The organism is Bacillus sp. 1A (assembly GCF_052682215.1).
This window is the reverse complement of the sequence record NZ_JBQYLZ010000001.1, coordinates 466,384-491,379: the sequence shown is the minus strand read 5'-3', so window position 1 is coordinate 491,379 and position 24,996 is coordinate 466,384. Positions and strand designations below refer to the sequence as shown.

Annotated in this window: 32 protein-coding genes; all 32 read left to right on the top strand. The window is 40.9% G+C overall.

What is annotated here, in order from left to right:
* Window positions 1-190: 190 nt before the first annotated feature.
* On the top strand, window positions 191-3,724 hold the full coding sequence (gene rpoB, locus ACUN0F_RS02700; protein WP_000147550.1) for a DNA-directed RNA polymerase subunit beta: 3,534 nt from the start codon (window positions 191-193) through the stop codon (window positions 3,722-3,724).
* Window positions 3,725-3,761: 37 nt separating this feature from the next.
* Window positions 3,762-7,373: a DNA-directed RNA polymerase subunit beta' gene (rpoC, locus tag ACUN0F_RS02695; protein ID WP_000567950.1), complete on the top strand. Its 3,612-nt coding sequence runs from the start codon at window positions 3,762-3,764 to the stop codon at window positions 7,371-7,373.
* A 113-nt stretch (window positions 7,374-7,486) separates the two neighbouring features.
* Window positions 7,487-7,735: a 50S ribosomal protein L7ae-like protein gene (locus tag ACUN0F_RS02690; RefSeq protein WP_000121828.1), complete on the top strand. Its 249-nt coding sequence runs from the start codon at window positions 7,487-7,489 to the stop codon at window positions 7,733-7,735.
* Window positions 7,736-7,849: 114 nt separating this feature from the next.
* Window positions 7,850-8,272, top strand: coding sequence for a 30S ribosomal protein S12 (rpsL, locus tag ACUN0F_RS02685; RefSeq protein WP_001142341.1), 423 nt, complete (start codon window positions 7,850-7,852; stop codon window positions 8,270-8,272).
* Window positions 8,273-8,301: 29 nt separating this feature from the next.
* Complete coding sequence (rpsG, locus tag ACUN0F_RS02680; protein WP_001137489.1) at window positions 8,302-8,772, top strand: 30S ribosomal protein S7; 471 nt, start codon at window positions 8,302-8,304, stop codon at window positions 8,770-8,772.
* A 208-nt stretch (window positions 8,773-8,980) separates the two neighbouring features.
* On the top strand, window positions 8,981-11,059 hold the full coding sequence (fusA, locus tag ACUN0F_RS02675) for an elongation factor G (RefSeq protein ID WP_000196381.1): 2,079 nt from the start codon (window positions 8,981-8,983) through the stop codon (window positions 11,057-11,059).
* 117 nt (window positions 11,060-11,176) lie between these two features.
* Window positions 11,177-12,364, top strand: coding sequence for an elongation factor Tu (gene tuf, locus ACUN0F_RS02670; protein WP_001029617.1), 1,188 nt, complete (start codon window positions 11,177-11,179; stop codon window positions 12,362-12,364).
* 398 nt (window positions 12,365-12,762) lie between these two features.
* A complete protein-coding gene (gene rpsJ / locus ACUN0F_RS02665) occupies window positions 12,763-13,071 on the top strand; it encodes a 30S ribosomal protein S10 (protein WP_001040595.1) in 309 nt (102 codons plus the stop codon).
* A 34-nt stretch (window positions 13,072-13,105) separates the two neighbouring features.
* On the top strand, window positions 13,106-13,738 hold the full coding sequence (gene rplC / locus ACUN0F_RS02660) for a 50S ribosomal protein L3 (RefSeq protein ID WP_000160209.1): 633 nt from the start codon (window positions 13,106-13,108) through the stop codon (window positions 13,736-13,738).
* 25 nt (window positions 13,739-13,763) lie between these two features.
* On the top strand, window positions 13,764-14,387 hold the full coding sequence (gene rplD, locus ACUN0F_RS02655) for a 50S ribosomal protein L4 (RefSeq protein ID WP_001127258.1): 624 nt from the start codon (window positions 13,764-13,766) through the stop codon (window positions 14,385-14,387).
* On the top strand, window positions 14,387-14,677 hold the full coding sequence (gene rplW / locus ACUN0F_RS02650) for a 50S ribosomal protein L23 (RefSeq protein WP_001205558.1): 291 nt from the start codon (window positions 14,387-14,389) through the stop codon (window positions 14,675-14,677). The genes rplD and rplW overlap by 1 nt, the downstream gene beginning before the upstream one ends.
* A 28-nt stretch (window positions 14,678-14,705) precedes the next feature.
* Window positions 14,706-15,536 carry a 50S ribosomal protein L2 gene (gene rplB, locus ACUN0F_RS02645; protein WP_000511583.1) on the top strand — a complete coding sequence of 277 codons (831 nt, stop codon included), beginning with the start codon at window positions 14,706-14,708 and terminating at the stop codon, window positions 15,534-15,536.
* A 60-nt stretch (window positions 15,537-15,596) separates the two neighbouring features.
* Window positions 15,597-15,875 (top strand): 30S ribosomal protein S19, encoded by a 279-nt coding sequence (gene rpsS, locus ACUN0F_RS02640; protein WP_000124454.1) that lies wholly within the window; start codon window positions 15,597-15,599, stop codon window positions 15,873-15,875.
* Between the two features lie 17 nt (window positions 15,876-15,892).
* The gene (gene rplV / locus ACUN0F_RS02635; RefSeq protein WP_001148024.1) at window positions 15,893-16,234 is read left to right on the top strand and encodes a 50S ribosomal protein L22; all 342 of its coding nucleotides are present in this window, start codon (window positions 15,893-15,895) and stop codon (window positions 16,232-16,234) included.
* A gap of 3 nt (window positions 16,235-16,237) precedes the next feature.
* A complete protein-coding gene (rpsC, locus tag ACUN0F_RS02630; protein WP_000529958.1) occupies window positions 16,238-16,897 on the top strand; it encodes a 30S ribosomal protein S3 in 660 nt (219 codons plus the stop codon).
* 1 nt (window position 16,898) lies between these two features.
* On the top strand, window positions 16,899-17,333 hold the full coding sequence (gene rplP, locus ACUN0F_RS02625) for a 50S ribosomal protein L16 (RefSeq protein ID WP_000928969.1): 435 nt from the start codon (window positions 16,899-16,901) through the stop codon (window positions 17,331-17,333).
* Entirely contained in the window at window positions 17,323-17,523 is a 201-nt protein-coding gene (gene rpmC / locus ACUN0F_RS02620; protein ID WP_000855718.1) for a 50S ribosomal protein L29, read from the top strand. Before rplP ends, rpmC begins: the two co-directional genes overlap by 11 nt.
* A 20-nt stretch (window positions 17,524-17,543) precedes the next feature.
* Complete coding sequence (rpsQ, locus tag ACUN0F_RS02615; protein ID WP_000004106.1) at window positions 17,544-17,807, top strand: 30S ribosomal protein S17; 264 nt, start codon at window positions 17,544-17,546, stop codon at window positions 17,805-17,807.
* 43 nt (window positions 17,808-17,850) lie between these two features.
* Complete coding sequence (rplN, locus tag ACUN0F_RS02610) at window positions 17,851-18,219, top strand: 50S ribosomal protein L14 (RefSeq protein WP_000615912.1); 369 nt, start codon at window positions 17,851-17,853, stop codon at window positions 18,217-18,219.
* Between the two features lie 38 nt (window positions 18,220-18,257).
* On the top strand, window positions 18,258-18,569 hold the full coding sequence (gene rplX / locus ACUN0F_RS02605) for a 50S ribosomal protein L24 (protein WP_000558201.1): 312 nt from the start codon (window positions 18,258-18,260) through the stop codon (window positions 18,567-18,569).
* 26 nt (window positions 18,570-18,595) lie between these two features.
* Window positions 18,596-19,135 (top strand): 50S ribosomal protein L5, encoded by a 540-nt coding sequence (rplE, locus tag ACUN0F_RS02600; protein WP_001080829.1) that lies wholly within the window; start codon window positions 18,596-18,598, stop codon window positions 19,133-19,135.
* A gap of 33 nt (window positions 19,136-19,168) precedes the next feature.
* Entirely contained in the window at window positions 19,169-19,354 is a 186-nt protein-coding gene (gene rpsN, locus ACUN0F_RS02595; protein ID WP_001085700.1) for a 30S ribosomal protein S14, read from the top strand.
* Between the two features lie 29 nt (window positions 19,355-19,383).
* Entirely contained in the window at window positions 19,384-19,782 is a 399-nt protein-coding gene (gene rpsH / locus ACUN0F_RS02590; protein ID WP_000245511.1) for a 30S ribosomal protein S8, read from the top strand.
* A 32-nt stretch (window positions 19,783-19,814) separates the two neighbouring features.
* Window positions 19,815-20,354: a 50S ribosomal protein L6 gene (rplF, locus tag ACUN0F_RS02585; RefSeq protein ID WP_000086550.1), complete on the top strand. Its 540-nt coding sequence runs from the start codon at window positions 19,815-19,817 to the stop codon at window positions 20,352-20,354.
* Between the two features lie 31 nt (window positions 20,355-20,385).
* Window positions 20,386-20,748: a 50S ribosomal protein L18 gene (gene rplR / locus ACUN0F_RS02580; RefSeq protein ID WP_000628818.1), complete on the top strand. Its 363-nt coding sequence runs from the start codon at window positions 20,386-20,388 to the stop codon at window positions 20,746-20,748.
* A gap of 21 nt (window positions 20,749-20,769) precedes the next feature.
* Window positions 20,770-21,270 (top strand): 30S ribosomal protein S5, encoded by a 501-nt coding sequence (gene rpsE, locus ACUN0F_RS02575; RefSeq protein WP_000554646.1) that lies wholly within the window; start codon window positions 20,770-20,772, stop codon window positions 21,268-21,270.
* Window positions 21,271-21,283: 13 nt separating this feature from the next.
* Window positions 21,284-21,466 carry a 50S ribosomal protein L30 gene (gene rpmD, locus ACUN0F_RS02570; RefSeq protein ID WP_001085232.1) on the top strand — a complete coding sequence of 61 codons (183 nt, stop codon included), beginning with the start codon at window positions 21,284-21,286 and terminating at the stop codon, window positions 21,464-21,466.
* Between the two features lie 33 nt (window positions 21,467-21,499).
* A complete protein-coding gene (gene rplO / locus ACUN0F_RS02565) occupies window positions 21,500-21,940 on the top strand; it encodes a 50S ribosomal protein L15 (RefSeq protein ID WP_000766083.1) in 441 nt (146 codons plus the stop codon).
* Window positions 21,940-23,241: a preprotein translocase subunit SecY gene (secY, locus tag ACUN0F_RS02560; RefSeq protein ID WP_000490119.1), complete on the top strand. Its 1,302-nt coding sequence runs from the start codon at window positions 21,940-21,942 to the stop codon at window positions 23,239-23,241. Before rplO ends, secY begins: the two co-directional genes overlap by 1 nt.
* Before the next feature lie 56 nt (window positions 23,242-23,297).
* The gene (locus tag ACUN0F_RS02555) at window positions 23,298-23,948 is read left to right on the top strand and encodes an adenylate kinase (RefSeq protein WP_001048998.1); all 651 of its coding nucleotides are present in this window, start codon (window positions 23,298-23,300) and stop codon (window positions 23,946-23,948) included.
* The gene (gene map / locus ACUN0F_RS02550) at window positions 23,948-24,694 is read left to right on the top strand and encodes a type I methionyl aminopeptidase (RefSeq protein WP_000582534.1); all 747 of its coding nucleotides are present in this window, start codon (window positions 23,948-23,950) and stop codon (window positions 24,692-24,694) included. The genes ACUN0F_RS02555 and map overlap by 1 nt, the downstream gene beginning before the upstream one ends.
* Window positions 24,695-24,762: 68 nt before the next feature.
* The gene (gene infA / locus ACUN0F_RS02545; RefSeq protein ID WP_001029884.1) at window positions 24,763-24,981 is read left to right on the top strand and encodes a translation initiation factor IF-1; all 219 of its coding nucleotides are present in this window, start codon (window positions 24,763-24,765) and stop codon (window positions 24,979-24,981) included.
* The last annotated feature ends 15 nt before the right edge of the window (window positions 24,982-24,996 follow it).

Genomic DNA, 24,996 nt, shown 5'->3' with positions numbered 1-24,996 from the left:
CAGCAGATTATGAAACAGAATGATGGTTTTCTTATAGAAGCCATTTTTCTTTTTTGAGCAGGTAGAAAGACTCAACGTATTTATCTTTAAGAGAAAAAAACTACGCTAATAGCAGTAGTTGTATTTATTTGTGATTTTGCACAAATTTTTTTGTGCATTTATAATACTCATGATTTGAGGGGTGAAGCAGTTGACAGGTCAACTAGTTCAATACGGACGCCACCGCCAACGAAGAAGTTATGCCCGTATTAGTGAAGTATTAGAGTTACCAAATCTTATCGAAATTCAAACCTCTTCTTATCAGTGGTTTCTTGATGAGGGTTTGCGAGAAATGTTCCAGGACATTTCTCCGATCGAAGACTTTACGGGAAATCTATCGCTTGAATTTATCGACTACAGCTTAGGTGAACCTAAATACTCTGTAGACGAATGCAAAGAGCGTGATGTGACGTATGCAGCACCACTTCGTGTAAAAGTGCGTCTAATCAACAAGGAAACTGGTGAAGTAAAAGAACAAGATGTGTTCATGGGAGATTTCCCACTCATGACAGAGACTGGAACATTCGTAATTAACGGTGCAGAACGTGTTATCGTTTCCCAGTTAGTTCGCTCTCCAAGCGTATACTATAGTGGCAAAGTGGATAAAAACGGAAAACGTGGTTTTACTGCTACTGTAATTCCAAACCGCGGAGCTTGGTTAGAGTATGAGACAGATGCTAAGGATGTTGTATATGTGCGTATTGACCGTACGCGTAAACTTCCTGTAACTGTTTTGTTACGCGCATTAGGGTTTGGCTCTGATCAAGAAATCACCGAGCTTTTAGGTGATAACGAATACTTAAGCAACACATTAGAAAAAGACAACACAGATAGCACAGAAAAAGCATTGCTTGAAATTTATGAGCGTCTACGTCCTGGTGAACCACCAACAGTAGAAAATGCTAAGAGCTTACTTGTGTCTCGTTTCTTCGATCCAAAGCGCTACGATTTAGCAAATGTAGGTCGCTATAAGATCAACAAGAAGTTACACATTAAAAACAGATTGTTTAATCAACGCTTAGCTGAAACATTAGTGGATCCAGAAACTGGTGAAATTTTAGCGGCGGAAGGAACAATCTTAGATCGTCGTACACTTGATCGCATTTTACCTTACTTAGAGAAAAACATTGGATTCAAAACAGCGAAACCAATGGGTGGAGTGGTAGAAGGCGATGTTGAGCTGCAATCTATTAAGATTTATGCTCCTGAGTCAGAAGGCGAACGCGTAATTAATGTAATTGGTAATGCAAATATTACTCGTGATGTAAAACACATCACACCAGGTGATATCCTTGCTTCTATCAGTTACTTCTTCAACCTACTATACAAAGTAGGGGATACAGATGATATCGACCATTTAGGAAACCGTCGTCTGCGTTCTGTTGGAGAACTATTACAAAATCAATTCCGTATCGGTCTTTCTCGTATGGAACGTGTTGTTCGTGAGAGAATGTCGATTCAAGATACAAATGCAATTACACCACAAGCGTTAATTAACATTCGCCCGGTTATTGCATCTATTAAAGAGTTCTTCGGAAGTTCTCAGTTATCTCAGTTCATGGATCAAACAAACCCATTAGCAGAGTTAACTCACAAACGAAGACTATCTGCATTAGGACCCGGTGGTTTAACGCGTGAGCGCGCAGGCTTTGAAGTACGTGACGTTCACTACTCTCACTATGGTCGTATGTGTCCGATTGAAACACCAGAGGGACCAAACATCGGTTTAATTAACTCATTATCATCGTTCGCGAAAGTAAATGAGTTTGGTTTCATTGAAACACCATACCGTCGTGTTGATCCAGAATCTGGTCTTGTAACAGGGCAGGTTGATTACTTAACAGCAGATGAAGAAGATAATTATGTTGTAGCCCAAGCGAATATGAAATTATCTGAAGAAGGAGAATTCCTTAGCGAAGATATCGTAGCTCGTTTCCGTGGTGAAAACATTGTCACAAATAAAGAACGCATCGACTACATGGATGTATCTCCAAAACAAGTAGTTTCGGCAGCGACAGCTTGTATTCCGTTCTTAGAAAACGATGACTCTAACCGCGCACTTATGGGAGCGAACATGCAACGTCAGGCGGTTCCGTTAATGAATCCGGAATCTCCGATTGTAGGTACAGGTATGGAGTACGTATCAGCAAAAGACTCAGGTGCTGCAGTAATCTGTAAACATCCTGGTGTTGTTGAACGCGTAGAAGCACGTGAAGTTTGGGTACGTCGCTATGTAGAAGTTGACGGTCAAACAGTAAAAGGCGACTTAGATCGCTACAAAATGCAAAAATTCATTCGTTCTAACCAAGGAACTTGCTACAACCAACGTCCAATCGTAAGTGTTGGAAATGAAGTTGTAAAAGGCGAGATTCTTGCGGATGGTCCTTCTATGGAATTAGGTGAACTAGCACTTGGACGTAACGTGCTTGTTGGCTTCATGACTTGGGACGGTTATAACTACGAGGATGCGATCATTATGAGTGAGCGCCTTGTAAAAGATGATGTGTACACTTCTATTCATATTGAAGAATATGAGTCAGAAGCTCGTGATACGAAGCTTGGACCAGAAGAAATTACACGTGACATTCCAAACGTTGGGGAAGATGCATTACGCAACCTTGACGAGCGCGGTATCATTCGCGTTGGTGCGGAAGTAAAAGATGGAGATTTACTTGTTGGTAAAGTAACACCTAAAGGTGTAACAGAATTAACAGCTGAAGAACGTCTATTACATGCTATCTTTGGAGAAAAAGCACGTGAAGTACGTGATACATCACTACGTGTACCACACGGTGGTGGCGGTATTATCTTAGACGTAAAAGTATTCAACCGTGAAGATGGCGATGAATTGCCACCAGGCGTGAATCAACTTGTACGTGCATATATCGTTCAAAAACGTAAAATCTCTGAAGGTGACAAGATGGCCGGACGTCACGGTAACAAAGGTGTTATCTCTCGTATTTTACCAGAAGAAGATATGCCTTACTTACCAGACGGTACGCCAATCGATATCATGTTAAACCCATTAGGGGTACCATCTCGTATGAATATCGGTCAGGTATTAGAGCTTCATCTTGGTATGGCAGCAAGATACCTTGGTATTCACATTGCAACACCAGTATTCGATGGTGCTCGTGAGGAAGATGTTTGGGGCACGATTGAAGAAGCTGGTATGGCAAATGACGCGAAAACAATCCTGTATGACGGACGTACTGGTGAACCATTCGATAACCGCGTATCTGTTGGTGTCATGTATATGATCAAACTTGCGCACATGGTTGACGATAAACTTCATGCTCGTTCTACTGGACCATACTCACTTGTAACGCAGCAGCCTCTTGGAGGTAAAGCTCAGTTCGGTGGACAGCGTTTCGGTGAGATGGAGGTTTGGGCACTTGAAGCTTACGGTGCTGCTTATACTCTTCAAGAAATCTTAACAGTGAAGTCTGATGATGTTGTTGGACGTGTTAAGACGTATGAAGCAATTGTTAAAGGCGAAAATGTTCCAGAACCAGGCGTTCCTGAATCATTCAAAGTATTGATTAAAGAGCTGCAAAGTTTAGGTATGGACGTTAAAATGATGTCTAGCGACGATAAAGAAATTGAAATGCGTGATACAGAAGATGACGATGATCATCAATCAGCAGATAAATTGAATGTCGAAGTTGAGACAACTAAAGAATAATTGGGATAACCTGTAGACTAAAAGGGAGGTAGGCCCCTTGATAGATGTAAATAACTTTGAATATATGAAGATTGGACTTGCTTCACCTGACAAGATTCGTTCTTGGTCATACGGTGAAGTTAAGAAACCAGAAACAATTAACTATCGTACGTTAAAGCCTGAAAAAGATGGCTTGTTCTGTGAGCGTATTTTCGGACCACAAAAGGACTGGGAATGTCATTGCGGAAAATACAAACGTGTACGTTATAAAGGTGTAGTTTGTGATCGATGTGGCGTTGAAGTAACGCGTGCAAAAGTTCGTCGTGAACGTATGGGTCATATCGAATTAGCTGCTCCTGTATCTCATATTTGGTATTTCAAAGGTATCCCGAGCCGCATGGGACTTGTCTTAGACATGTCCCCTCGCGCGCTTGAAGAAGTAATTTATTTCGCTTCTTATGTTGTAACAGAAAGTGGAGATACACCACTTGATAAGAAGCAATTACTTTCTGAAAAAGAATACCGTGCATATCGTGATCGATATGGTAGCACATTCCAAGCTGCTATGGGTGCGGAAGCGATTAAAAAGCTACTACAAGACATCGATTTAGATAAAGAAGTAGACTTCTTAAAAGAAGAATTAAAAACAGCGCAAGGACAACGCCGTACTCGTGCTATTAAACGTCTAGAAGTATTAGAAGCATTCCGTAACTCTGGAAATCACCCATCTTGGATGATCCTAGATGTTCTTCCAGTTATCCCACCAGAACTACGCCCAATGGTACAGTTGGATGGTGGACGTTTTGCTACTTCTGACTTAAACGACTTATACCGTCGTGTAATTAACCGTAATAATCGTTTAAAACGTCTATTGGACTTAGGTGCACCAAGCATCATCGTTCAAAACGAAAAGCGTATGTTACAAGAAGCTGTAGACGCATTAATCGATAATGGTCGCCGTGGCCGTCCAGTTACTGGACCAGGTAACCGTCCATTAAAATCACTATCTCACATGCTTAAAGGTAAACAAGGACGTTTCCGTCAAAACTTATTAGGTAAACGTGTTGACTACTCTGGCCGTTCTGTAATCGTTGTAGGACCGAACTTAAAGATGTACCAATGTGGATTACCGAAAGAAATGGCGCTTGAATTGTTTAAGCCTTTCGTTATGAAAGAGTTAGTTGGAAAAGGTTTAGCACACAACATTAAGAGTGCTAAACGTAAAATTGAGCGTGTACAACCTGAAGTTTGGGACGTTTTAGAATCTGTGATCAAAGAGCATCCAGTACTTCTAAACCGCGCACCAACACTTCACCGTCTTGGTATCCAGGCGTTTGAACCTACATTAGTAGAAGGTCGCGCAATTCGTCTTCACCCACTTGTATGTACTGCATACAACGCGGACTTTGACGGTGACCAAATGGCAGTTCACGTACCGTTATCATCAGAGGCACAAGCAGAAGCTCGTATTCTTATGTTAGCGGCACAAAACATCTTGAATCCAAAAGACGGAAAACCAGTTGTTACTCCATCTCAGGATATGGTATTAGGTAACTACTACTTAACACTTGAGCGTGAAGGCGCAATCGGTGAAGGTATGGTCTTCAAAGATGCAAACGAAGCAATACTTGCATACCAAAATGGATATGTACATCTGCACACACGTGTTGCAGTTGCTGCAAGTTCGGTAAATAATGTAACGTTTACTGAAGAGCAAAAGAGTAAGCTTCTATTAACAACAGTTGGTAAATTAATATTTAACGAAATCTTACCAGAGTCGTTCCCTTATATTAATGAACCGACAAACTCAAACCTTGAAAAAGAAACACCAGCGGAATATTTCGTTGAAAAAGGTGCGAACATTAAAGAAATTATTGCTAGTCGCGAAGAAGTGGCGCCATTTAGCAAGAAGATCCTTGGTAACATCATTGCGGAAGTATTCAAACGTTTCCAAATTACGGAAACATCTCGCATGCTTGACCGCATGAAAAACTTAGGATTTAAGTACTCTACAAAAGCTGGTATTACAGTTGGGGTATCTGACATTCTTGTATTAGGCGAAAAAGATGAAATTCTCCATGAAGCACAAGCAAAAGTGGATAATGTAATTAAACAATTCCGTCGCGGTTTAATCACGGAAGAAGAACGTTACGATCGCGTTATCTCTATTTGGAGTAATGCAAAAGATGTTATCCAAGGAAAACTGATGAAATCCTTGAATAAACGCAACCCAATCTTCATGATGAGTGATTCCGGTGCCCGTGGTAACGCATCGAACTTTACTCAGCTTGCTGGTATGCGTGGTCTGATGGCCAATCCATCTGGTCGTATTATCGAACTTCCAATTAAATCAAGTTTCCGTGAAGGTTTAACAGTACTTGAGTACTTCATCTCTACGCATGGTGCGCGTAAAGGTCTTGCCGATACAGCACTTAAAACTGCCGATTCTGGTTACTTAACACGTCGTCTTGTAGACGTTGCACAAGATGTAATTGTCCGTGAAGATGATTGTGGAACAGATCGTGGTCTATTAATTGGTGCGATTAAAGAGGGTAATGAAGTAATTGAGTCATTATATGATCGTCTTGTTGGACGTTTTGCAAGAAAAACTGTAAAACATCCTGAAACAGGTGAAGTATTAGTTAGTGAAAACCAACTAATTACTGAAGATATCGCTCATATCGTTGAAAATTCGGGTGTTGAAACTGTAAACATTCGTTCAGCATTCACGTGTAACACTCGCCACGGTGTATGTAAGAAGTGTTACGGTCGTAACTTAGCAACTGGTACAGACGTAGAAGTAGGAGAAGCGGTAGGTATTATCGCAGCTCAATCTATCGGTGAGCCAGGTACACAGTTAACGATGCGTACGTTCCATACAGGTGGGGTTGCCGGAGATGATATCACTCAAGGTTTACCTCGTATCCAAGAGATCTTTGAAGCTCGTAATCCGAAAGGTCAGGCAGTTATCAGTGAAATCGATGGTGTTATCGCAGCGATCAACGATGTTAAAGATCGCCAAGAAGTAGTTGTACAGGGTGAAGTTGAAGCTCGTACGTATGCTATTCCTTACGGTGCGCGTCTGAAAGTAACTCTAGGACAGCCAATTAGCCACGGTAAAGAGTTAACAGAAGGTTCTATTGATCCGAAAGAATTACTAAAAGTAACGGACATTACGGCGGTTCAAGAATACTTACTACGTGAAGTTCAAAAAGTATACCGTATGCAAGGGGTAGAAATTGGTGACAAACACGTAGAAGTAATGGTACGTCAAATGTTACGTAAAGTTCGTGTAAGTGATGCGGGTGAAACAGATGTATTACCAGGAACACTACTAGATATCCATCAGTTTACTGATGCGAATGCGAAGGTGTTACTGAAAGGTAAACAACCAGCAACGGCTAGACCTGTTCTACTTGGTATTACAAAAGCTTCACTTGAAACTGATTCATTCTTATCTGCAGCATCGTTCCAAGAAACGACACGTGTCTTAACTGATGCAGCGATTAAGGGTAAACGCGATGAGCTTCTAGGATTGAAAGAAAATGTTATTATCGGTAAACTTGTTCCTGCTGGAACAGGTATGAATCGTTATCGCAAAGTGGATCTTGTAAAAACAACACAAGGTGACATGAATGTAGAAAACGATGAAGTTTATGTGGAACAGTAAAATTTTCCGTCGTAAATTTTGTATAAAAACAGTTAATCCTAGTTGACATTGTATGAGTCAAAATGTTACTATAATCAAGGTTGCTCCTGAACGATGCTTTGGAGGATATTTATATGTCTTATCAAAAAGTGTCAAATGCTGAAAATGTAGTCGTTGGTCATAAACGCACATTGGAGGCAATCAAAAATGGTATAGTTAAAGAAGTTGTTATTGCGGAAGATGCTGATATGCGGTTAACCCATATGATCATTCGTACTGCCTTGCAACATAACATACCCATAACCAAAGTTGAATCAGTTCGTAAACTTGGAAAAGTTTCGGGGATTCAAGTGGGAGCTTCAGCAATAGGAATAATAAGTTAAAACTGTTTTTGTGAGGAGAGAGCATTTGCTCTCCCTTGCAAAAACTTTGTTTTCAACTAATAATGAACCACCTGGATATGTGGTCATACAAACATGCGAAGGGAGGATAATCAAATGCCTACTATTAACCAATTAGTGAGAAATGGTCGTACTGATAAAGTATGGAAATCTAAATCACCTGCGTTAAACAAAGGGTTCAACTCTTTAAAGAAAAAATCAACTGATATCTCTGCACCTCAAAAACGTGGTGTATGTACTCGTGTTGGTACAATGACTCCAAAGAAACCTAACTCAGCGTTACGTAAATACGCTCGTGTACGTTTAACAAACGGTATCGAGGTTACAGCTTACATCCCAGGTATCGGTCATAACCTACAAGAGCATAGCGTAGTATTAATTCGCGGTGGTCGAGTAAAGGATTTACCAGGGGTACGTTACCACATCGTTCGTGGTGCGCTTGATACAGCTGGTGTTGACAAACGTATGCAAGGACGTTCTAAATATGGTACTAAGCGACCAAAACCTGCTAAAAAATAATAAACTTATAATGAAAGGAGGAACTCAATATGCCTCGTAAAGGACCTGTTGCGAAACGTGACGTGTTACCAGATCCAATGTACAAGTCTAAGCTAGTAACACGCCTTATCAACAAAATGATGGTTGACGGTAAAAAAGGTAAATCTCAAACAATTCTTTATAACGCTTTCGATATCGTTCGTGAACGTTCAGATAAAGACCCTATGGAAGTATTCGAGCAAGCTCTTAAGAACATCATGCCTGTTCTTGAAGTACGTGCTCGTCGTGTTGGTGGTGCTAACTACCAAGTTCCAGTTGAGGTTCGTCCAGAACGCCGTACAACTTTAGGTCTTCGCTGGTTAGTAAACTATGCTCGTCTTCGTGGTGAAAAAACTATGGAAGAGCGTCTAGCTTACGAAATCTTAGATGCAGCTAACAACGCTGGTGCATCTGTTAAGAAACGTGAAGACACTCATAAAATGGCAGAAGCTAACAAAGCATTTGCTCATTACCGTTGGTAGGATTCAACGTAAAATAAATGTAAGCATAAACCGCTTTATTTGTCGCTTATGGAAGTGTGGAGAGGGAGAATGCCTCTCCCTTTCGTTGGGCGCTCGTTTTACATAATGAGGGTACTGGACATACTGACATGTGTAACAATATAAAGTGGCTTTTTTGCTACTTAAAATAAAAAAATCCAATCCATATATGGAAGGAGCAAGACACCAAATGACAAGAGAGTTCTCTTTAGAAAACACTCGTAATATTGGTATCATGGCTCACATCGATGCTGGTAAAACAACAGCAACTGAGCGTATTCTGTATTACACAGGACGTATTCATAAAATCGGTGAAACTCATGAAGGTGCATCTCAGATGGACTGGATGGAGCAAGAGCAAGAGCGTGGTATCACAATTACTTCTGCTGCAACTACAGCTCAATGGAAAGGTCACCGTGTAAACATCATTGACACTCCAGGACACGTAGACTTCACAGTAGAAGTAGAACGTTCTTTACGCGTACTTGATGGTGCGGTAGCAGTACTTGATGCACAATCTGGTGTAGAACCACAAACAGAAACTGTTTGGCGTCAGGCTACTACTTACGGTGTACCTCGTATCGTATTCGTTAACAAAATGGATAAGATTGGTGCGGATTTCTTATACTCTGTAGGAACAATCCACGATCGTTTACAAGCAAACGCACACCCAATTCAGTTACCAATCGGTGCTGAAGATGAGTTCAATGGTATCATTGACCTTGTTGAAGAATGTGCTTACATGTACGGTAACGATTTAGGAACAGACATCGAGCGTGTTGAAATTCCTGAAGAGCACAAAGAATTAGCTGCAGAATACCGTGGAAAACTTATTGAAGCGGTAGCTGAGCTTGATGAAGAAATGATGATGAAGTACCTAGAAGGTGAAGAAATCACTGTAGAAGAGCTTAAAGCTGGTATCCGTAAGGCTACAACTTCTGTAGAATTCTTCCCAGTAATCTGTGGTTCTGCATTCAAAAATAAAGGTGTTCAAATTCTGTTAGACGCAGTTATCGATTACCTACCATCTCCATTAGACGTACCAGCTATTAAAGGTACTCTTCCGGATACAGATGAAGAAATCGAACGTAAGTCTAGCGATGAAGAACCATTCGCAGCTTTAGCATTCAAAATCATGACTGACCCTTATGTTGGTAAGTTAACGTTCTTCCGTGTGTATTCTGGTGTGTTAAACTCTGGATCATACGTGAAAAACTCAACTAAAGGTAAGCGTGAGCGTGTAGGTCGTATCCTACAAATGCACGCTAACAGCCGTGAAGAGATTTCAACAGTTTACGCTGGTGATATCGCTGCTGCTGTAGGTTTAAAAGATACTACTACTGGTGATACTCTTTGTGATGAGAAGAGTCTTGTTATCCTTGAGTCTATGGAATTCCCAGAGCCAGTTATCTCTGTAGCTATCGAACCAAAATCTAAAGCTGACCAAGATAAAATGGGTACAGCATTATCTAAGCTTTCTGAAGAAGATCCAACATTCCGTGCTCACACTGACCAAGAGACTGGCCAAACAATCATCGCTGGTATGGGTGAACTTCACCTTGATATCATCGTTGACCGTATGCGCCGTGAATTCAAAGTGGAAGCAAACGTTGGTGCTCCTCAGGTAGCATACCGTGAGACTTTCCGCGCTGCTGCGAAAGTTGAAGGTAAGTTCGCTCGTCAATCTGGTGGTCGTGGACAATTCGGTCACGTTTGGATTGAGTTTGAACCTAATGAAGAAGGTAAAGGTTTTGAATTCCAAAACAAAATCGTCGGCGGTGTAGTTCCACGTGAATACATCCCAGCTGTTGGAGCGGGTCTTGAAGACTCACTTAAAAATGGTGTACTAGCTGGTTATCCACTAGTTGACATTAAAGCTGCGTTAGTTGACGGATCTTACCATGATGTCGATTCATCTGAGATGGCGTTCAAAATCGCTGCATCTATGGCACTTAAAGCTGCGGTTTCTAAATGTAGCCCAGTAATTCTTGAGCCAATGATGAAAGTTGAAGTTGTAATTCCTGAAGAGTACATGGGTGACATTATGGGCGACGTAACATCTCGTCGTGGACGTGTAGAAGGTATGGAAGCTCGCGGTAACGCACAAGTTGTTCGCGCTATGGTTCCACTTTCTGAAATGTTCGGTTATGCAACGGCATTACGTTCTAACACTCAAGGACGCGGAACATTCTCAATGACATTTGATCATTATGAAGAAGTACCGAAGTCTGTTTCTGAAGAAATTATTAAAAAAAATAAAGGCGAATAATTGATTTTTATCGATTGTTCAAGTATAACTACTTATGTAAGCTTAGAAAGTGGGACGTAAGTTTCACTTTCTAGTCTAAATATAAAATAACCTATATAAACTAAGGAGGAATTTAGAATGGCTAAAGCTAAATTCGAACGTTCTAAACCCCATGTTAACATCGGTACAATCGGCCACGTTGACCATGGTAAAACTACATTAACTGCTGCGATCACTACAGTTCTTGCAAAAGCTGGTGGTGCTGAAGCACGCGGATACGATCAAATCGACGCTGCTCCAGAAGAAAGAGAGCGCGGAATCACAATCTCAACTGCACACGTTGAGTACGAAACTGAAACTCGTCACTATGCACACGTTGACTGCCCAGGTCACGCTGACTATGTTAAAAACATGATCACTGGTGCTGCTCAAATGGACGGCGGTATCTTAGTAGTATCTGCTGCTGATGGCCCAATGCCTCAAACACGTGAGCACATCCTTCTTTCTCGTCAAGTAGGTGTTCCTTACATCGTTGTATTCTTAAACAAATGCGACATGGTAGACGACGAAGAATTATTAGAATTAGTAGAAATGGAAGTTCGCGACCTATTATCTGAATACGGATTCCCAGGCGACGATATTCCTGTAATCAAAGGTTCTGCTCTTAAAGCTCTTCAAGGAGAAGCTGATTGGGAAGCAAAAATCATTGAATTAATGACTGAAGTTGATGCTTACATCCCAACTCCAGAACGTGAAACTGACAAACCATTCTTAATGCCTATCGAGGATGTATTCTCTATCACAGGTCGTGGTACAGTTGCAACTGGTCGTGTAGAGCGCGGAATCGTTAAAGTTGGTGACGTAGTAGAAATCATCGGTCTTGCTGAAGAAAATGCTTCTACAACTGTAACTGGTGTAGAGATGTTCCGTAAACTTCTTGACCAAGCTCAAGCTGGAGACAACATCGGTGCTTTACTTCGTGGGGTTGCTCGTGAAGACATCCAACGTGGACAAGTTCTTGCTAAAACTGGCTCTGTAAAAGCTCACGCTAAATTCAAAGCTGAAGTTTTCGTATTATCTAAAGAAGAAGGTGGACGTCACACTCCATTCTTCGCTAACTACCGTCCTCAGTTCTACTTCCGTACAACTGACGTAACTGGTATCATCCAATTACCAGAAGGTACTGAAATGGTAATGCCTGGTGACAACATCGAAATGACTATCGAACTTATCGCTCCAATCGCTATCGAAGAGGGGACTAAATTCTCTATTCGTGAAGGTGGACGTACAGTAGGTTACGGTGTAGTTGCTACTATCGTTGAGTAATCTTAACTGATATAAAAAACCAAGGGATTTTCCCTTGGTTTTTTTGTTTGTATTTATATAATGAATGAAATGATTTTTTTATATTTTGACGAGTTTCTTCTATAGTAATACAAAATCAATAAAACTAAAATCCAGAAACTGTAAAACGGATTCTATGAGATGAAAACTTGAAATTCTTTAAAGTGCCATGTATAATAGCAAAAGTAGAGAAAAGCAGATGCAAACAAAAAGATGCTTGCATCTAGACGAATAACATTGTATAATAGACAATGTTGGTCTTTGACTGCGATGAAGTGGAAGGTTGCTGACACACCCGGCCGCTTTGCCATGGCATGGTGTGGGGAAATTTCCATGGAGAAGGTCTATTTTAGAAATAGGCGAACGAAGGAGGGAAAATAATGGCAAAAGAAAAAATTCGTATCCGTTTAAAAGCTTATGATCACCGTATTCTTGATCAATCAGCTGAGAAAATTGTAGAAACAGCTAAGCGTTCTGGGGCAACAGTTTCTGGTCCGATCCCATTACCAACTGAGAAGACTATTTACACAATTCTTCGTGCTGTTCATAAGTACAAAGATTCTCGTGAGCAATTCGAAATGCGCACACACAAACGTTTAATCGATATCGTGAGTCCTACTCCACAAACAGTAGATTCATTAATGCGTTTAGACTTACCGTCTGGTGTAGATATCGAAATCAAACTATAATTCATATAACTTAAAAATGTAGGAGGTGTAACTCATGACCAAAGGAATCTTAGGAAGAAAGATCGGTATGACTCAAGTATTTGCTGAGAACGGTGAGTTAATCCCAGTAACAGTTATCGCTGCTAATCCAAACGTTGTTCTTCAAAAGAAAACAACTGAAACTGATGGCTACAATGCAATCCAGTTAGGATTTGAAGATAAACGTGAAAAGTTAACTAACAAACCTGAACAAGGCCACACTGCTAAAGCATCTACAACTCCTAAGCGCTTCATTCGCGAAATCCGCGATGCAGACGTGGACGGATTAGAGGTTGGTCAAGAGGTAAAAGTTGAAGTTTTCGCTGCAGGTGAAATCGTTGACGTAACAGGAATTTCTAAAGGTAAAGGTTTCCAAGGTGTTATCAAACGCCACGGACAATCTCGCGGACCTATGTCTCATGGTTCTCGCTATCACCGTCGTCCAGGTTCAATGGGCCCAGTTGCTCCGAACCGTGTATTCAAAGGCAAAAAACTTGCTGGACGTATGGGTGGAGACCAAGTTACTATCCAAAACTTAGAAATCGTTCAAGTTGACACTGAGCGCAACTTATTACTAGTAAAAGGTAACGTTCCAGGTGCTAAGAAATCTCTTGTAGTTGTTCAAGGCGCTGTGAAGGTTAGCAAATAATTCACAATAGGAAGGAGGAATTCCAATGCCAAAAGTTACTGTATATAACCAAACTGGTTCACAGGTTGGTGAAATCGAATTAGCTGAAGCTATTTTCGGTATCGAACCAAATGAAGCTGTACTTTTCGAAGCTGTAATGATGCAACGTGCATCTTTACGTCAAGGTACACACAAAGTAAAAACTCGTTCTGAAGTTCGTGGTGGTGGTCGTAAACCATGGCGTCAAAAAGGAACTGGACGTGCTCGTCAAGGGTCTATCCGCTCTCCTCAATGGCGTGGTGGTGGTACGGTATTCGGACCTACACCAAGAAGCTATGCGTACAAACTTCCTAAGAAGGTTCGTCGTTTAGCAATCAAATCTGCATTAGCTACTAAAGTAGTTGAGAACAACATTGTAGTTCTTGAAGACCTAGTGTTAAATGCACCAAAAACAAAAGACATGCTAGCAGTACTTAAAGGATTAACTGTTGAGAAGAAAGCTCTTATCGTAACTGCTGATGCAAACGAATCTGTAGAGTTATCTGCTCGCAATATCCCTGGAGTAACAGTAATCACTGCTGATGGCGTAAACGTTTTAGACGTGCTTCATCATGATAAGCTAATCATGACAAAAGCGGCAGTGGAAAAAGTAGAGGAGGTGCTTGCATAATGAGAGATCCTCGTGATATCATTAAGCGCCCAGTTATCACTGAACGTTCTATGGAAATGATGGCTGAAAAAAAATACACGTTCGATGTGGACGTTAAATCTAATAAAACAGAAGTTAAAGATGCTCTTGAAGCGATCTTTGGTGTTAAAGTAGAAAAAGTGAACATCATGAACTACAAGCCGAAAGCAAAACGCGTTGGTCGTCACGCTGGTTTTACTAGCCGTCGTCGTAAAGCAATCGTTAAGCTAACTGCTGACAGCAAAGAAATCGAAATCTTCCAAGGTGTTTAATTCTTACTAAAGAAGGAGGGAAATTGAGATGGGAATTAAAAAGTATAATCCAACTACTAACGGTCGTCGTAATATGACTACGAATGATTTCGCTGAAATCACGACTGACAGACCAGAAAAGTCATTACTTGCTCCTTTAAGCAAGAAGGCTGGTCGTAATAACCAAGGTAAAATTACTGTACGTCATCAAGGTGGCGGACATAAGCGTCAATACCGTATCATCGACTTTAAGCGTAACAAAGATGGAATTCCAGGACGCGTTGCTACGATCGAATACGATCCAAACCGCTCTGCGAATATCGCATTAATTAACTACGTTGACGGTGAAAAACGTTACATTCTTGCTCCTAAATCTTTAGAAGTAGGTATGGAAGTTATGTCTGGCCCAGAAGCTGACATCAAAATCGGTAACGCATTACCATTAATCAACATTCCAGTAGGTACTGTTGTTCATAATATCGAGCTTAAGCCTGGTCGTGGCGGACAATTAGTTCGTTCTGCTGGTACTTCTGCTCAAGTACTTGGTAAAGAAGGTAAATACGTACTTGTACGTTTAACTTCTGGTGAAGTACGTCTTGTATTATCTGCTTGTCGCGCTTCAATCGGTCAAGTAGGTAACGAACAGCACGAACTTATCAAAATCGGTAAAGCAGGTCGCTCTCGCTGGTTAGGTAAACGCCCAACAGTTCGTGGTTCTGTAATGAACCCGGTTGATCACCCACACGGTGGTGGTGAAGGACGTTCTCCAATCGGACGTAAGTCTCCAATGTCTCCATGGGGTAAACCAACTCTTGGATTCAAGACTCGTAAGAAAAACAAAGCGTCTGACAAATTCATCGTTCGTCGTCGTAAAAAATAATGGGATTGTAGTACGGTTCATTTCTAGAACCGTACGCCAATCACGAAGGGAGGCACCAAAATGGCTCGTAGCTTAAAAAAAGGACCATTTGTCGATGATCACTTAATGAGCAAAATGGAAAAATTAGTTGCATCTGAGCAAAAACAAGTTGTTAAAACTTGGTCTCGCCGTTCAACAATCTTCCCTCAGTTCATCGGACACACAATCGCTGTATATGATGGTCGTAAACACGTACCTGTGTACATCACTGAGGATATGGTTGGCCATAAGTTAGGTGAATTCGCACCAACTCGTACGTATAAAGGTCACCTTGCTGACGATAAGAAAACTAGAAGATAATGAGAGGAGGCACTTCAATGCAAGCTAAAGCAGTAGCGAGAACAGTTCGTATTGCTCCTCGTAAAGTTCGTTTAGTAGTAGACTTAATCCGAGGTAAGCAAGTGGGTGAAGCGATTGCTATCCTTAACCACACACCAAAAACTGCTTCTCCAGTTGTAGAGAAAGTTTTAAAATCTGCAATCGCAAATGCAGAGCACAATTATGAGATGGATATTAACAACCTAGTTGTTGAAAAAGTTTTCGTTGACGAAGGTCCAACGTTGAAACGTTTCCGTCCACGTGCAATGGGTCGTGCAAGCCAAATTAACAAACGCACAAGCCACATTACAGTTGTGGTATCAGAAAAGAAGGAGGGATAATCGATGGGTCAAAAGGTTAATCCAATTGGTCTTCGTGTCGGCGTTATCCGTGACTGGGAATCTCGTTGGTTCGCAGAGAAAGATTATGCTACATTACTACATGAAGACATCAAAATCCGTGAGTACATTACTGTACGCTTAAAAGATTCTGCTGTTGCTAAAGTAGAAATCGAACGTGCAGCAAATCGTGTAAATGTTACAATTCACACTGCAAAACCTGGTATGGTAATTGGTAAAGGTGGTACTGAAGTTGAAGCACTTCGTAAAGCTCTTAACCAATTAACAGGCAAGCGTGTACACATCAACATTTTAGAAGTTAAGAGAGCTGATCTTAACGCTAAATTAGTAGGCGAAAACATCGCTCGTCAATTAGAAAACCGTGTATCATTCCGTCGTGCACAAAAGCAAGTTATTCAACGTGCTATGCGTGCAGGTGCTAAAGGTATTAAAACACAGGTTTCTGGTCGTCTTGGCGGAGCTGATATCGCTCGTGCAGAATCTTACAGTGAAGGAACTGTTCCACTTCATACACTTCGCGCTGATATTGACTATGCAGCAGTTGAAGCTGATACAACATACGGTAAATTAGGCGTAAAAGTATGGATCTACCGTGGAGAAGTCCTTCCTACAAAAAAGAAAGCTTCTGAGGAAGGAGGAAAATAATATGTTAATGCCAAAACGCGTAAAATATCGTAGAGAGCATCGTGGTAAAATGCGTGGTCGTGCAAAAGGTGGAACTGAAATTGCTTTCGGTGAATTCGGTTTACAAGCACAAGCTGCTTCATGGATTACAAACCGTCAAATCGAAGCTGCTCGTCGTGCAATGACTCGTTACATGAAACGTGGCGGTAAAGTATGGATTAAAATTTTCCCTTCTAAACCTTACACTGCAAAACCTCTAGAAGTACGTATGGGTTCCGGTAAAGGGGCACCAGAAGGCTGGGTAGCAGTAGTAAAACCTGGGAAAATTATGTTCGAAATCGCGGGTGTATCTGAAGAGGTAGCACGCGAAGCATTACGTCTTGCAGCTCACAAGTTACCTGTGAAATGTAAATTCGTAAAACGTGAAGAAAATGGTGGTGAATCTAATGAAAACTAATGATATTCGTGAATTAACCACTGCCGAAATCGAAACAAAAGTTAAAGCTTTAAAGGAAGAATTGTTCAATCTTCGCTTCCAACTTGCTACAGGACAATTAGAGAATCCAACTCGCATTCGTGAAGTGCGTAAAGCAATTGCTCGTATGAAAACTGTAGTTCGTGAAAGAGAGATCGGAATTAATCGATAAATTGAGGGGAGGTTTGCATAGTGAGCGAACGTAACCAACGCAAAGTTTATACTGGTCGTGTTGTGTCTGACAAAATGGACAAAACGATTACAGTTTTAGTTGAAACTTACAAAACTCATTCCTTGTACGGAAAACGTGTTAAGTATTCTAAGAAGTACAAAGCCCATGATGAGCAAAACCAAGCGAAACTTGGCGATATCGTTAAAATCATGGAAACTCGCCCGCTTTCTGCTACTAAGCGTTTCCGTTTAGTTGAAATCGTTGAAGAAGCGGTTATTATCTAAATAGACGAATCGGAATTTTTAGTCCGAAGGGAGGTTTCATAACATGATCCAACAAGAATCTCGTTTGAAAGTTGCTGACAACTCTGGTGCACGTGAACTTTTAACAATTAAAGTATTAGGCGGCTCTGGTCGTAAATATGCTAACATTGGTGACATTATCGTTGCTACGGTAAAACAAGCAACACCAGGTGGCGTTGTTAAAAAAGGTGACGTTGTTAAAGCAGTAGTGGTACGTACGAAGAGCGGAGCTCGTCGTCCGGACGGTTCTTATATTAAATTTGATGAAAACGCAGCGGTTATCATCAAAGACGATAAGAGCCCACGTGGTACTCGTATCTTCGGACCAGTAGCTCGTGAATTACGTGATAGCAACTTCATGAAGATCGTTTCTTTAGCTCCAGAAGTTCTATAATTTAAGGTATTGCCTTGCTAAGGAGGTGCAGAATTAAGATGCATGTAAAAAAAGGTGATAAAGTACAGGTAATCACTGGAAAAGACAAAGGAAAACAAGGCGTTATCCTTGTGGCTTTCCCAAAGCAAAACCGTGTTATCGTTGAGGGTGTTAACATCGTTAAAAAACACTCTAAGCCATCTCAATTAAATCCACAAGGTGGAATTATTACTAAAGAAGCACCTATTCACGTTTCTAACGTTATGGTTTTAGATCCGAAAACAGGTGAACCTACTCGCGTAGGCTTCAAAGTAGAAGATGGTAAAAAAGTTCGTATTGCAAAAAAATCTGGTGAATTATTAGATAAATAATTTTCTTAAGAAAGGAGGTCACTTCATTGAATCGCCTTAAAGAGAAGTTCCAAAAGGAAATTACTCCTGCTCTAGTGAGCAAGTTTAACTATAAATCTGTGATGGAAGTACCGAAAATCGAAAAGATCGTAATCAACACTGGTGTTGGTGACGCGGTATCTAACTCAAAAGCTTTAGACAATGCAGTAGAAGAATTAACACAAATCGCAGGTCAAAAACCTGTTGTAACTCGTGCTAAAAAATCAATCGCTGGTTTCCGTCTTCGTGAAGGTATGCCAATCGGTGCGAAAGTAACTTTACGCGGCGAGCAAATGTATGAGTTCTTCGACAAATTAGTATCAGTTTCTTTACCACGTGTACGTGATTTCCGTGGTGTTTCTAAGAAATCATTCGATGGTCGTGGGAACTACACATTAGGTGTTAAAGAGCAACTTATCTTCCCTGAGATTGATTATGATAAAGTAAGCAAAGTCCGCGGTATGGACATCGTAATCGTTACTACAGCGAAAACTGATGAAGAAGCTCGTGAACTTTTAACACAATTCGGTATGCCATTCCAAAAATAATGGAAACCAACGCTAAGTAGAGGAGGCGAAAACGTGGCTAAAAAATCTATGATAGCGAAACAAAAGCGTACTCCTAAGTTTAAAGTACAAGAGTATACACGTTGCGAACGCTGCGGTCGTCCGCATTCTGTATACCGCAAATTTAAGCTTTGCCGTATTTGTTTCCGTGAACTTGCATATAAAGGTCAAATTCCTGGTGTTAAAAAAGCTAGTTGGTAAAACCCACAAATGGGAAGGAGGTAAAACACATGGTGATGACAGATCCAATTGCAGACATGCTTACTCGCATCCGTAATGCGAACATGGTACGTCATGAGAAATTAGAGGTTCCTGCTTCTAAAATCAAAAAAGAGATCGCTGAACTTTTAAAACGTGAAGGTTTCATTCGTGATGTAGAATACATCGAGGATAACAAACAAGGTATCCTTCGTATTTTCCTGAAATATGGTGCAAACAATGAACGTGTAATCACTGGATTAAAACGTATCAGTAAACCTGGCTTACGCGTTTACGCTAAAGCTGATGAAGTACCACGTGTACTTAACGGATTAGGTATCGCTCTTGTTTCTACATCTAAGGGAGTAATGACAGACAAAGACGCTCGTCAATTACAAACTGGTGGAGAAGTAGTAGCATACGTTTGGTAATATATATTTAAAACGAACGGAGGTGTGACCACATGTCTCGTATTGGTAAAAAGATTCTTGAAATCCCTGCAGGTGTTACTATTACAATTGCAGAAGACAATACTGTAGCAGTAAAAGGCCCTAAAGGTGAATTAACTCGTAAATTCAATGCTGATATGTCTATCAAAATTGAAGAAAATACACTAACAGTTGAGCGTCCATCTGAACAGAAGGAACACCGTGCATTACACGGTACAACTCGTGCTTTAATCGGAAATATGGTTGAAGGTGTAACTACAGGTTTCGCACGCGGACTTGAATTAGTCGGTGTTGGTTACCGTGCTCAAAAACAAGGAGATAAACTTGTATTAAGCGTAGGTTATTCTCATCCAGTAGAAATGACTCCGGAAGCAGGTCTTGAAGTTGAAGTACCTGTACCAACTAAAATCGTAATCAAAGGTATCGACAAGCAACGTGTTGGCGAATTTGCTGCTAACATCCGTGCTGTACGTGCTCCTGAGCCTTATAAAGGTAAAGGTATTCGTTACGAAGGCGAAGTTGTTCGTCGTAAAGAAGGTAAAACTGCTAAGTAAACCCGTTAGGTGAGAGAAAGGAGTGACAAGAATGATCACTAAAGCTGATAAAAATGCGACTCGTAAGAAAAGACATGCACGTGTACGTGCTAAACTTACTGGTACTGCAGAACGTCCACGTTTAAACGTGTTCCGTTCTAACCAACATATTTACGCTCAAGTTATTGATGATGTAAATGGTGTAACGTTAGTAAGTGCATCTACTCTTGATAAAGACCTTGCTCTTAACGGTACTAGCAATACTGAAGCTGCTACGAAAGTAGGAGAATCAGTTGCTAAGCGTGCTGTAGAGAAAGGCGTTAAAGAAGTAGTATTCGATCGCGGTGGTTACTTATACCATGGCCGTGTTAAAGCTCTAGCTGAGGCTGCTCGTGAGGCTGGATTACAATTTTAATGGTCAAAGGAGGGAAAATTGATGCATCGCATTGACCCAAGTAAATTAGAACTTGAAGAACGTGTAGTTACGATAAATCGTGTCGCGAAAGTTGTTAAGGGTGGTCGTCGTTTCCGCTTTGCTGCACTAGTTGTAGTTGGCGATAAAAACGGTCATGTTGGATTCGGTACTGGTAAAGCACAAGAGGTACCAGACGCAATCCGCAAAGCTATCGAAGACGCTAAGAAAAACTTAATCGCTGTACCATTAGTTGGTACAACAATTCCACACACAATCAACGGTCATTTTGGAGCTGGTGAAGTATTCTTAAAACCTGCTGCTGAAGGTACTGGTGTTATTGCTGGTGGACCTGTTCGTGCGGTACTTGAATTAGCTGGTGTACAAGATATTCTTTCGAAATCTCTTGGTTCTAACACACCAATCAACATGATTCGCGCTACTGTGAACGGATTAAGCGAACTTAAGCGCGCTGAAGATGTTGCAAAATTACGCGGTAAATCTGTAGAAGAGCTACTAGGTTAAGGAGGGAAAACAAATGGCGAAAAAGTTAGAAATTACCCTCACTCGTAGTGTAATTGGTCGTCCACAAGATCAACGTGCGACGGTAGAAGCTTTAGGTCTTAAAAAGTTGAATTCAACTGTAGTTAAGGAAGAAACTCCTGCTATTCTTGGTATGATCAACAAAGTTTCTCACCTTATAACTGTAACAGAAGCTTAAGGATAACTCATTAATATAAGGAGGTGCCTGGGAATGAAACTTCATGAATTAAAACCTGCAGAAGGTTCTCGTAAAGTACGTAACCGTGTCGGTCGTGGTATCGGTTCTGGTAACGGTAAAACTGCTGGTAAAGGTCATAAAGGACAAAACGCACGTTCTGGTGGCGGTGTTCGTCTTGGCTTCGAAGGTGGTCAAACTCCATTATTCCGTCGTTTACCAAAACGCGGCTTCACAAACATTAACCGTAAAGAGTTTACTATTGTAAACTTATCAACGTTAAATCGTTTTGAAGATGGTACAGAAGTAACACCTGAATTATTGCTGGAAACTGGCGTTATCAGCAAGTTAAACGACGGTGTTAAAATTCTTGCAAGCGGCGCAGTAGAGAAAAAATTAACTGTTAAAGCGCACAAGTTCTCTTCAAGTGCTAAAGAAGCAATTGAAGCAGCTGGCGGATCAGTTGAGGTGATCTAATGTTTCGTACAATCTCCAACTTTATGCGCGTTGCTGAGATAAGACGTAAAATATTATTCACTTTAGCGATGTTAATCGTATTCAGGATTGGCACGTTTATCCCAGTGCCATTTACAAATGGAGACGTACTGAAAGCACAAGATCAATTAAATGCCTTAGGTATCCTAAATACATTTGGCGGTGGCGCCTTGAAAAACTTCTCCATCTTCGCGATGGGAATCATGCCGTATATTACAGCATCCATCATCGTGCAATTATTGCAGATGGATGTTGTTCCTAAATTTTCGGAATGGTCGAAGCAAGGTGAAATGGGCCGTCGTAAACTAACGCAATTCACGCGTTACTTTACAATTGTTCTTGCGTTTATTCAGGGGTTTGGTATGTCAATCGGTTTTAACGGTATGGTAGGTGGGCAATTAATTTTGAATCCTGGTTGGAGCACTTATTTATACATTGCTACGGTACTGACTGCTGGTACTGCATTTTTAATGTGGTTAGGTGAACAGATTACAGCTAAAGGTGTAGGTAATGGTATTTCCATCCTTATCTTTGGCGGTATTGCCGCAGCGATCCCAAGTGTTATATCTCAAGTGTATCAACAACAGTTTCAAAATATCGGAGATCAATTGTTCATGAGTATCGTTAAAGTTGCATTGATCTTACTAGCTGTGCTAGCGGTTATTGTTGGTGTTATTTTCATTCAACAGGCTGTTAGAAAGATCCCAATTCAATATGCGAAGCGTGTAACGGGAGGGAATGGGAATCATGCTGGAGCACAAAACACACATTTACCGCTTAAGGTAAATAGTGCGGGTGTTATTCCAGTCATTTTTGCTGTTTCATTCTTAATTACGCCTCCAACTATTGCACAGTTCTTCCCGAATCATGATGTATCGCAGTGGATCATTGCAAACTTTAACTATTCTCACCCAGTGGGAATGATCATATATGTTGCGCTCATTGTAGCCTTCACATATTTCTATGCGTTTGTTCAGGTTAATCCAGAGCAAATGTCAGAGAATCTAAACAAACAAGGTGGATATGTTCCAGGTATTCGTCCGGGTAAGAATACGGAACAATATCTAACAAAAATCTTGTATCGTTTGACCTTTGTAGGATCAATTTTCCTAGCAGCGATTGCAATCTTACCAGTTATCTTTACAAAATTGGGAAATCTTCCTCCATCTGCACAGATTGGTGGAACGAGTATGTTAATCGTTGTCGGCGTTGCTTTAGAAACAATGAAGCAGCTAGAAAGTCAACTGGTAAAACGCCATTACAAAGGGTTTATCAAGCAATGAGTAAGTGGGAAGAATTGTCTTCCCTACATGCTCATGTACTCTGAGGGGGAACAAGGATGAACTTAATTTTAATGGGGCTTCCTGGTGCTGGTAAAGGTACACAAGCCGAACAGATTGTTGCCAAGTATAACATCCCTCACATTTCAACAGGAGATATGTTCCGTGCAGCTATGAAGGCTGAAACTGAAATGGGTCTACAAGCAAAATCTTTTATTGATAAAGGTGCACTTGTTCCAGATGAAGTTACAATCGGAATCGTTCGTGAACGTTTAAGTCAAGAAGACTGCGTAAGAGGTTTCTTACTAGACGGTTTCCCACGAACTGTTGCACAAGCATCAGCTCTTGAAGAGATTATGAAAGATCTTGGTAAAAAAATCGACTATGTTTTAAACATTAATGTGGATTCAGGGTTGTTATTAACACGCCTTACAGGCCGTCGCATTTGTAAAGAGTGCGGTGCGACTTACCACTTAGAATTCAATCCACCAGCAAAAGCTGATGTGTGCGATAAATGTGGTGGCGAATTATATCAACGCTCTGATGACAATGAAGAAACTGTGGCAAATCGTTTAGATGTAAATATTAAGCAAACAAAACCTTTGCTTGATTTCTACGAGGAGCTTGGTTACTTACAAAGCATTAATGGTGAGCAAGATATCAATAAAGTATTTGCTGATATCGATGTTCTCATCGGAGGCTTAGCGTAATGATCATCTGCAAAACTCCTCGCGAGATAGAAATCATGCGAGAAGCTGGCAGGATCGTTGCTTTAACTCATCAAGAGTTGAAACAGCATATTACTCCAGGAATTACAACGAAAGAGCTCGATCAAATAGCGGAAAAGACGATTCAAAAATATGGTGCTACGCCATCTTTTAAAGGATACAACGGATTTCCGGGGAGCATATGTGCTTCTGTAAATGAAGAGCTTGTACACGGAATTCCAGGGAAGCGCAAGCTCGAAGAGGGCGATATCATCAGTATCGATATTGGTGCGAAATACAATGGGTACCATGGAGATTCTGCATGGACGTATCCAGTTGGAAACATTTCTGAATCTGTTCAAAAGCTACTTGATGTCACAGAAAAATCGTTGTATCTTGGTCTAGAACAAGTAAAACCAGGCGAAAGATTATCAAATATCTCACATGCGGTTCAAACCCATGCTGAAGAGAATGGGTTCTCGATCGTTAGGGAGTATGTTGGTCACGGAATCGGGCAAGACTTACATGAGGACCCTCAAATCCCGCACTATGGTCCACCAAATAGAGGCCCTAGATTAAAGCCGGGAATGGTCATCTGTGTTGAGCCGATGGTGAATCAAGGAAGACGATATGTAAAAACACTATCTGATGACTGGACAGTGGTAACGGTAGATGGTAAATGGTGTGCACACTTTGAGCACACGATTGCTCTTACAGAAGCAGGATACGAAATCCTTACCACTTTATAAGTAGCTGGCTCTCCGGGATTTCAGAGCAGTGTAAAATGTTACTGATTTGAAGAAGGGAGAACTATTGAATGGCTAAAGATGATGTAATTGAAGTCGAAGGTACCGTTCTTGAAACGTTGCCAAATGCTATGTTCAAAGTAGAATTAGAGAATGGGCATGTCGTATTGGCTCACGTTTCTGGTAAAATCCGTATGAACTTCATTCGTATTTTACCAGGAGACAAAGTTACGGTAGAATTATCTCCGTACGATTTAAATCGTGGTCGTATTACGTACCGTTTTAAATAATATAGCACTCCGTAA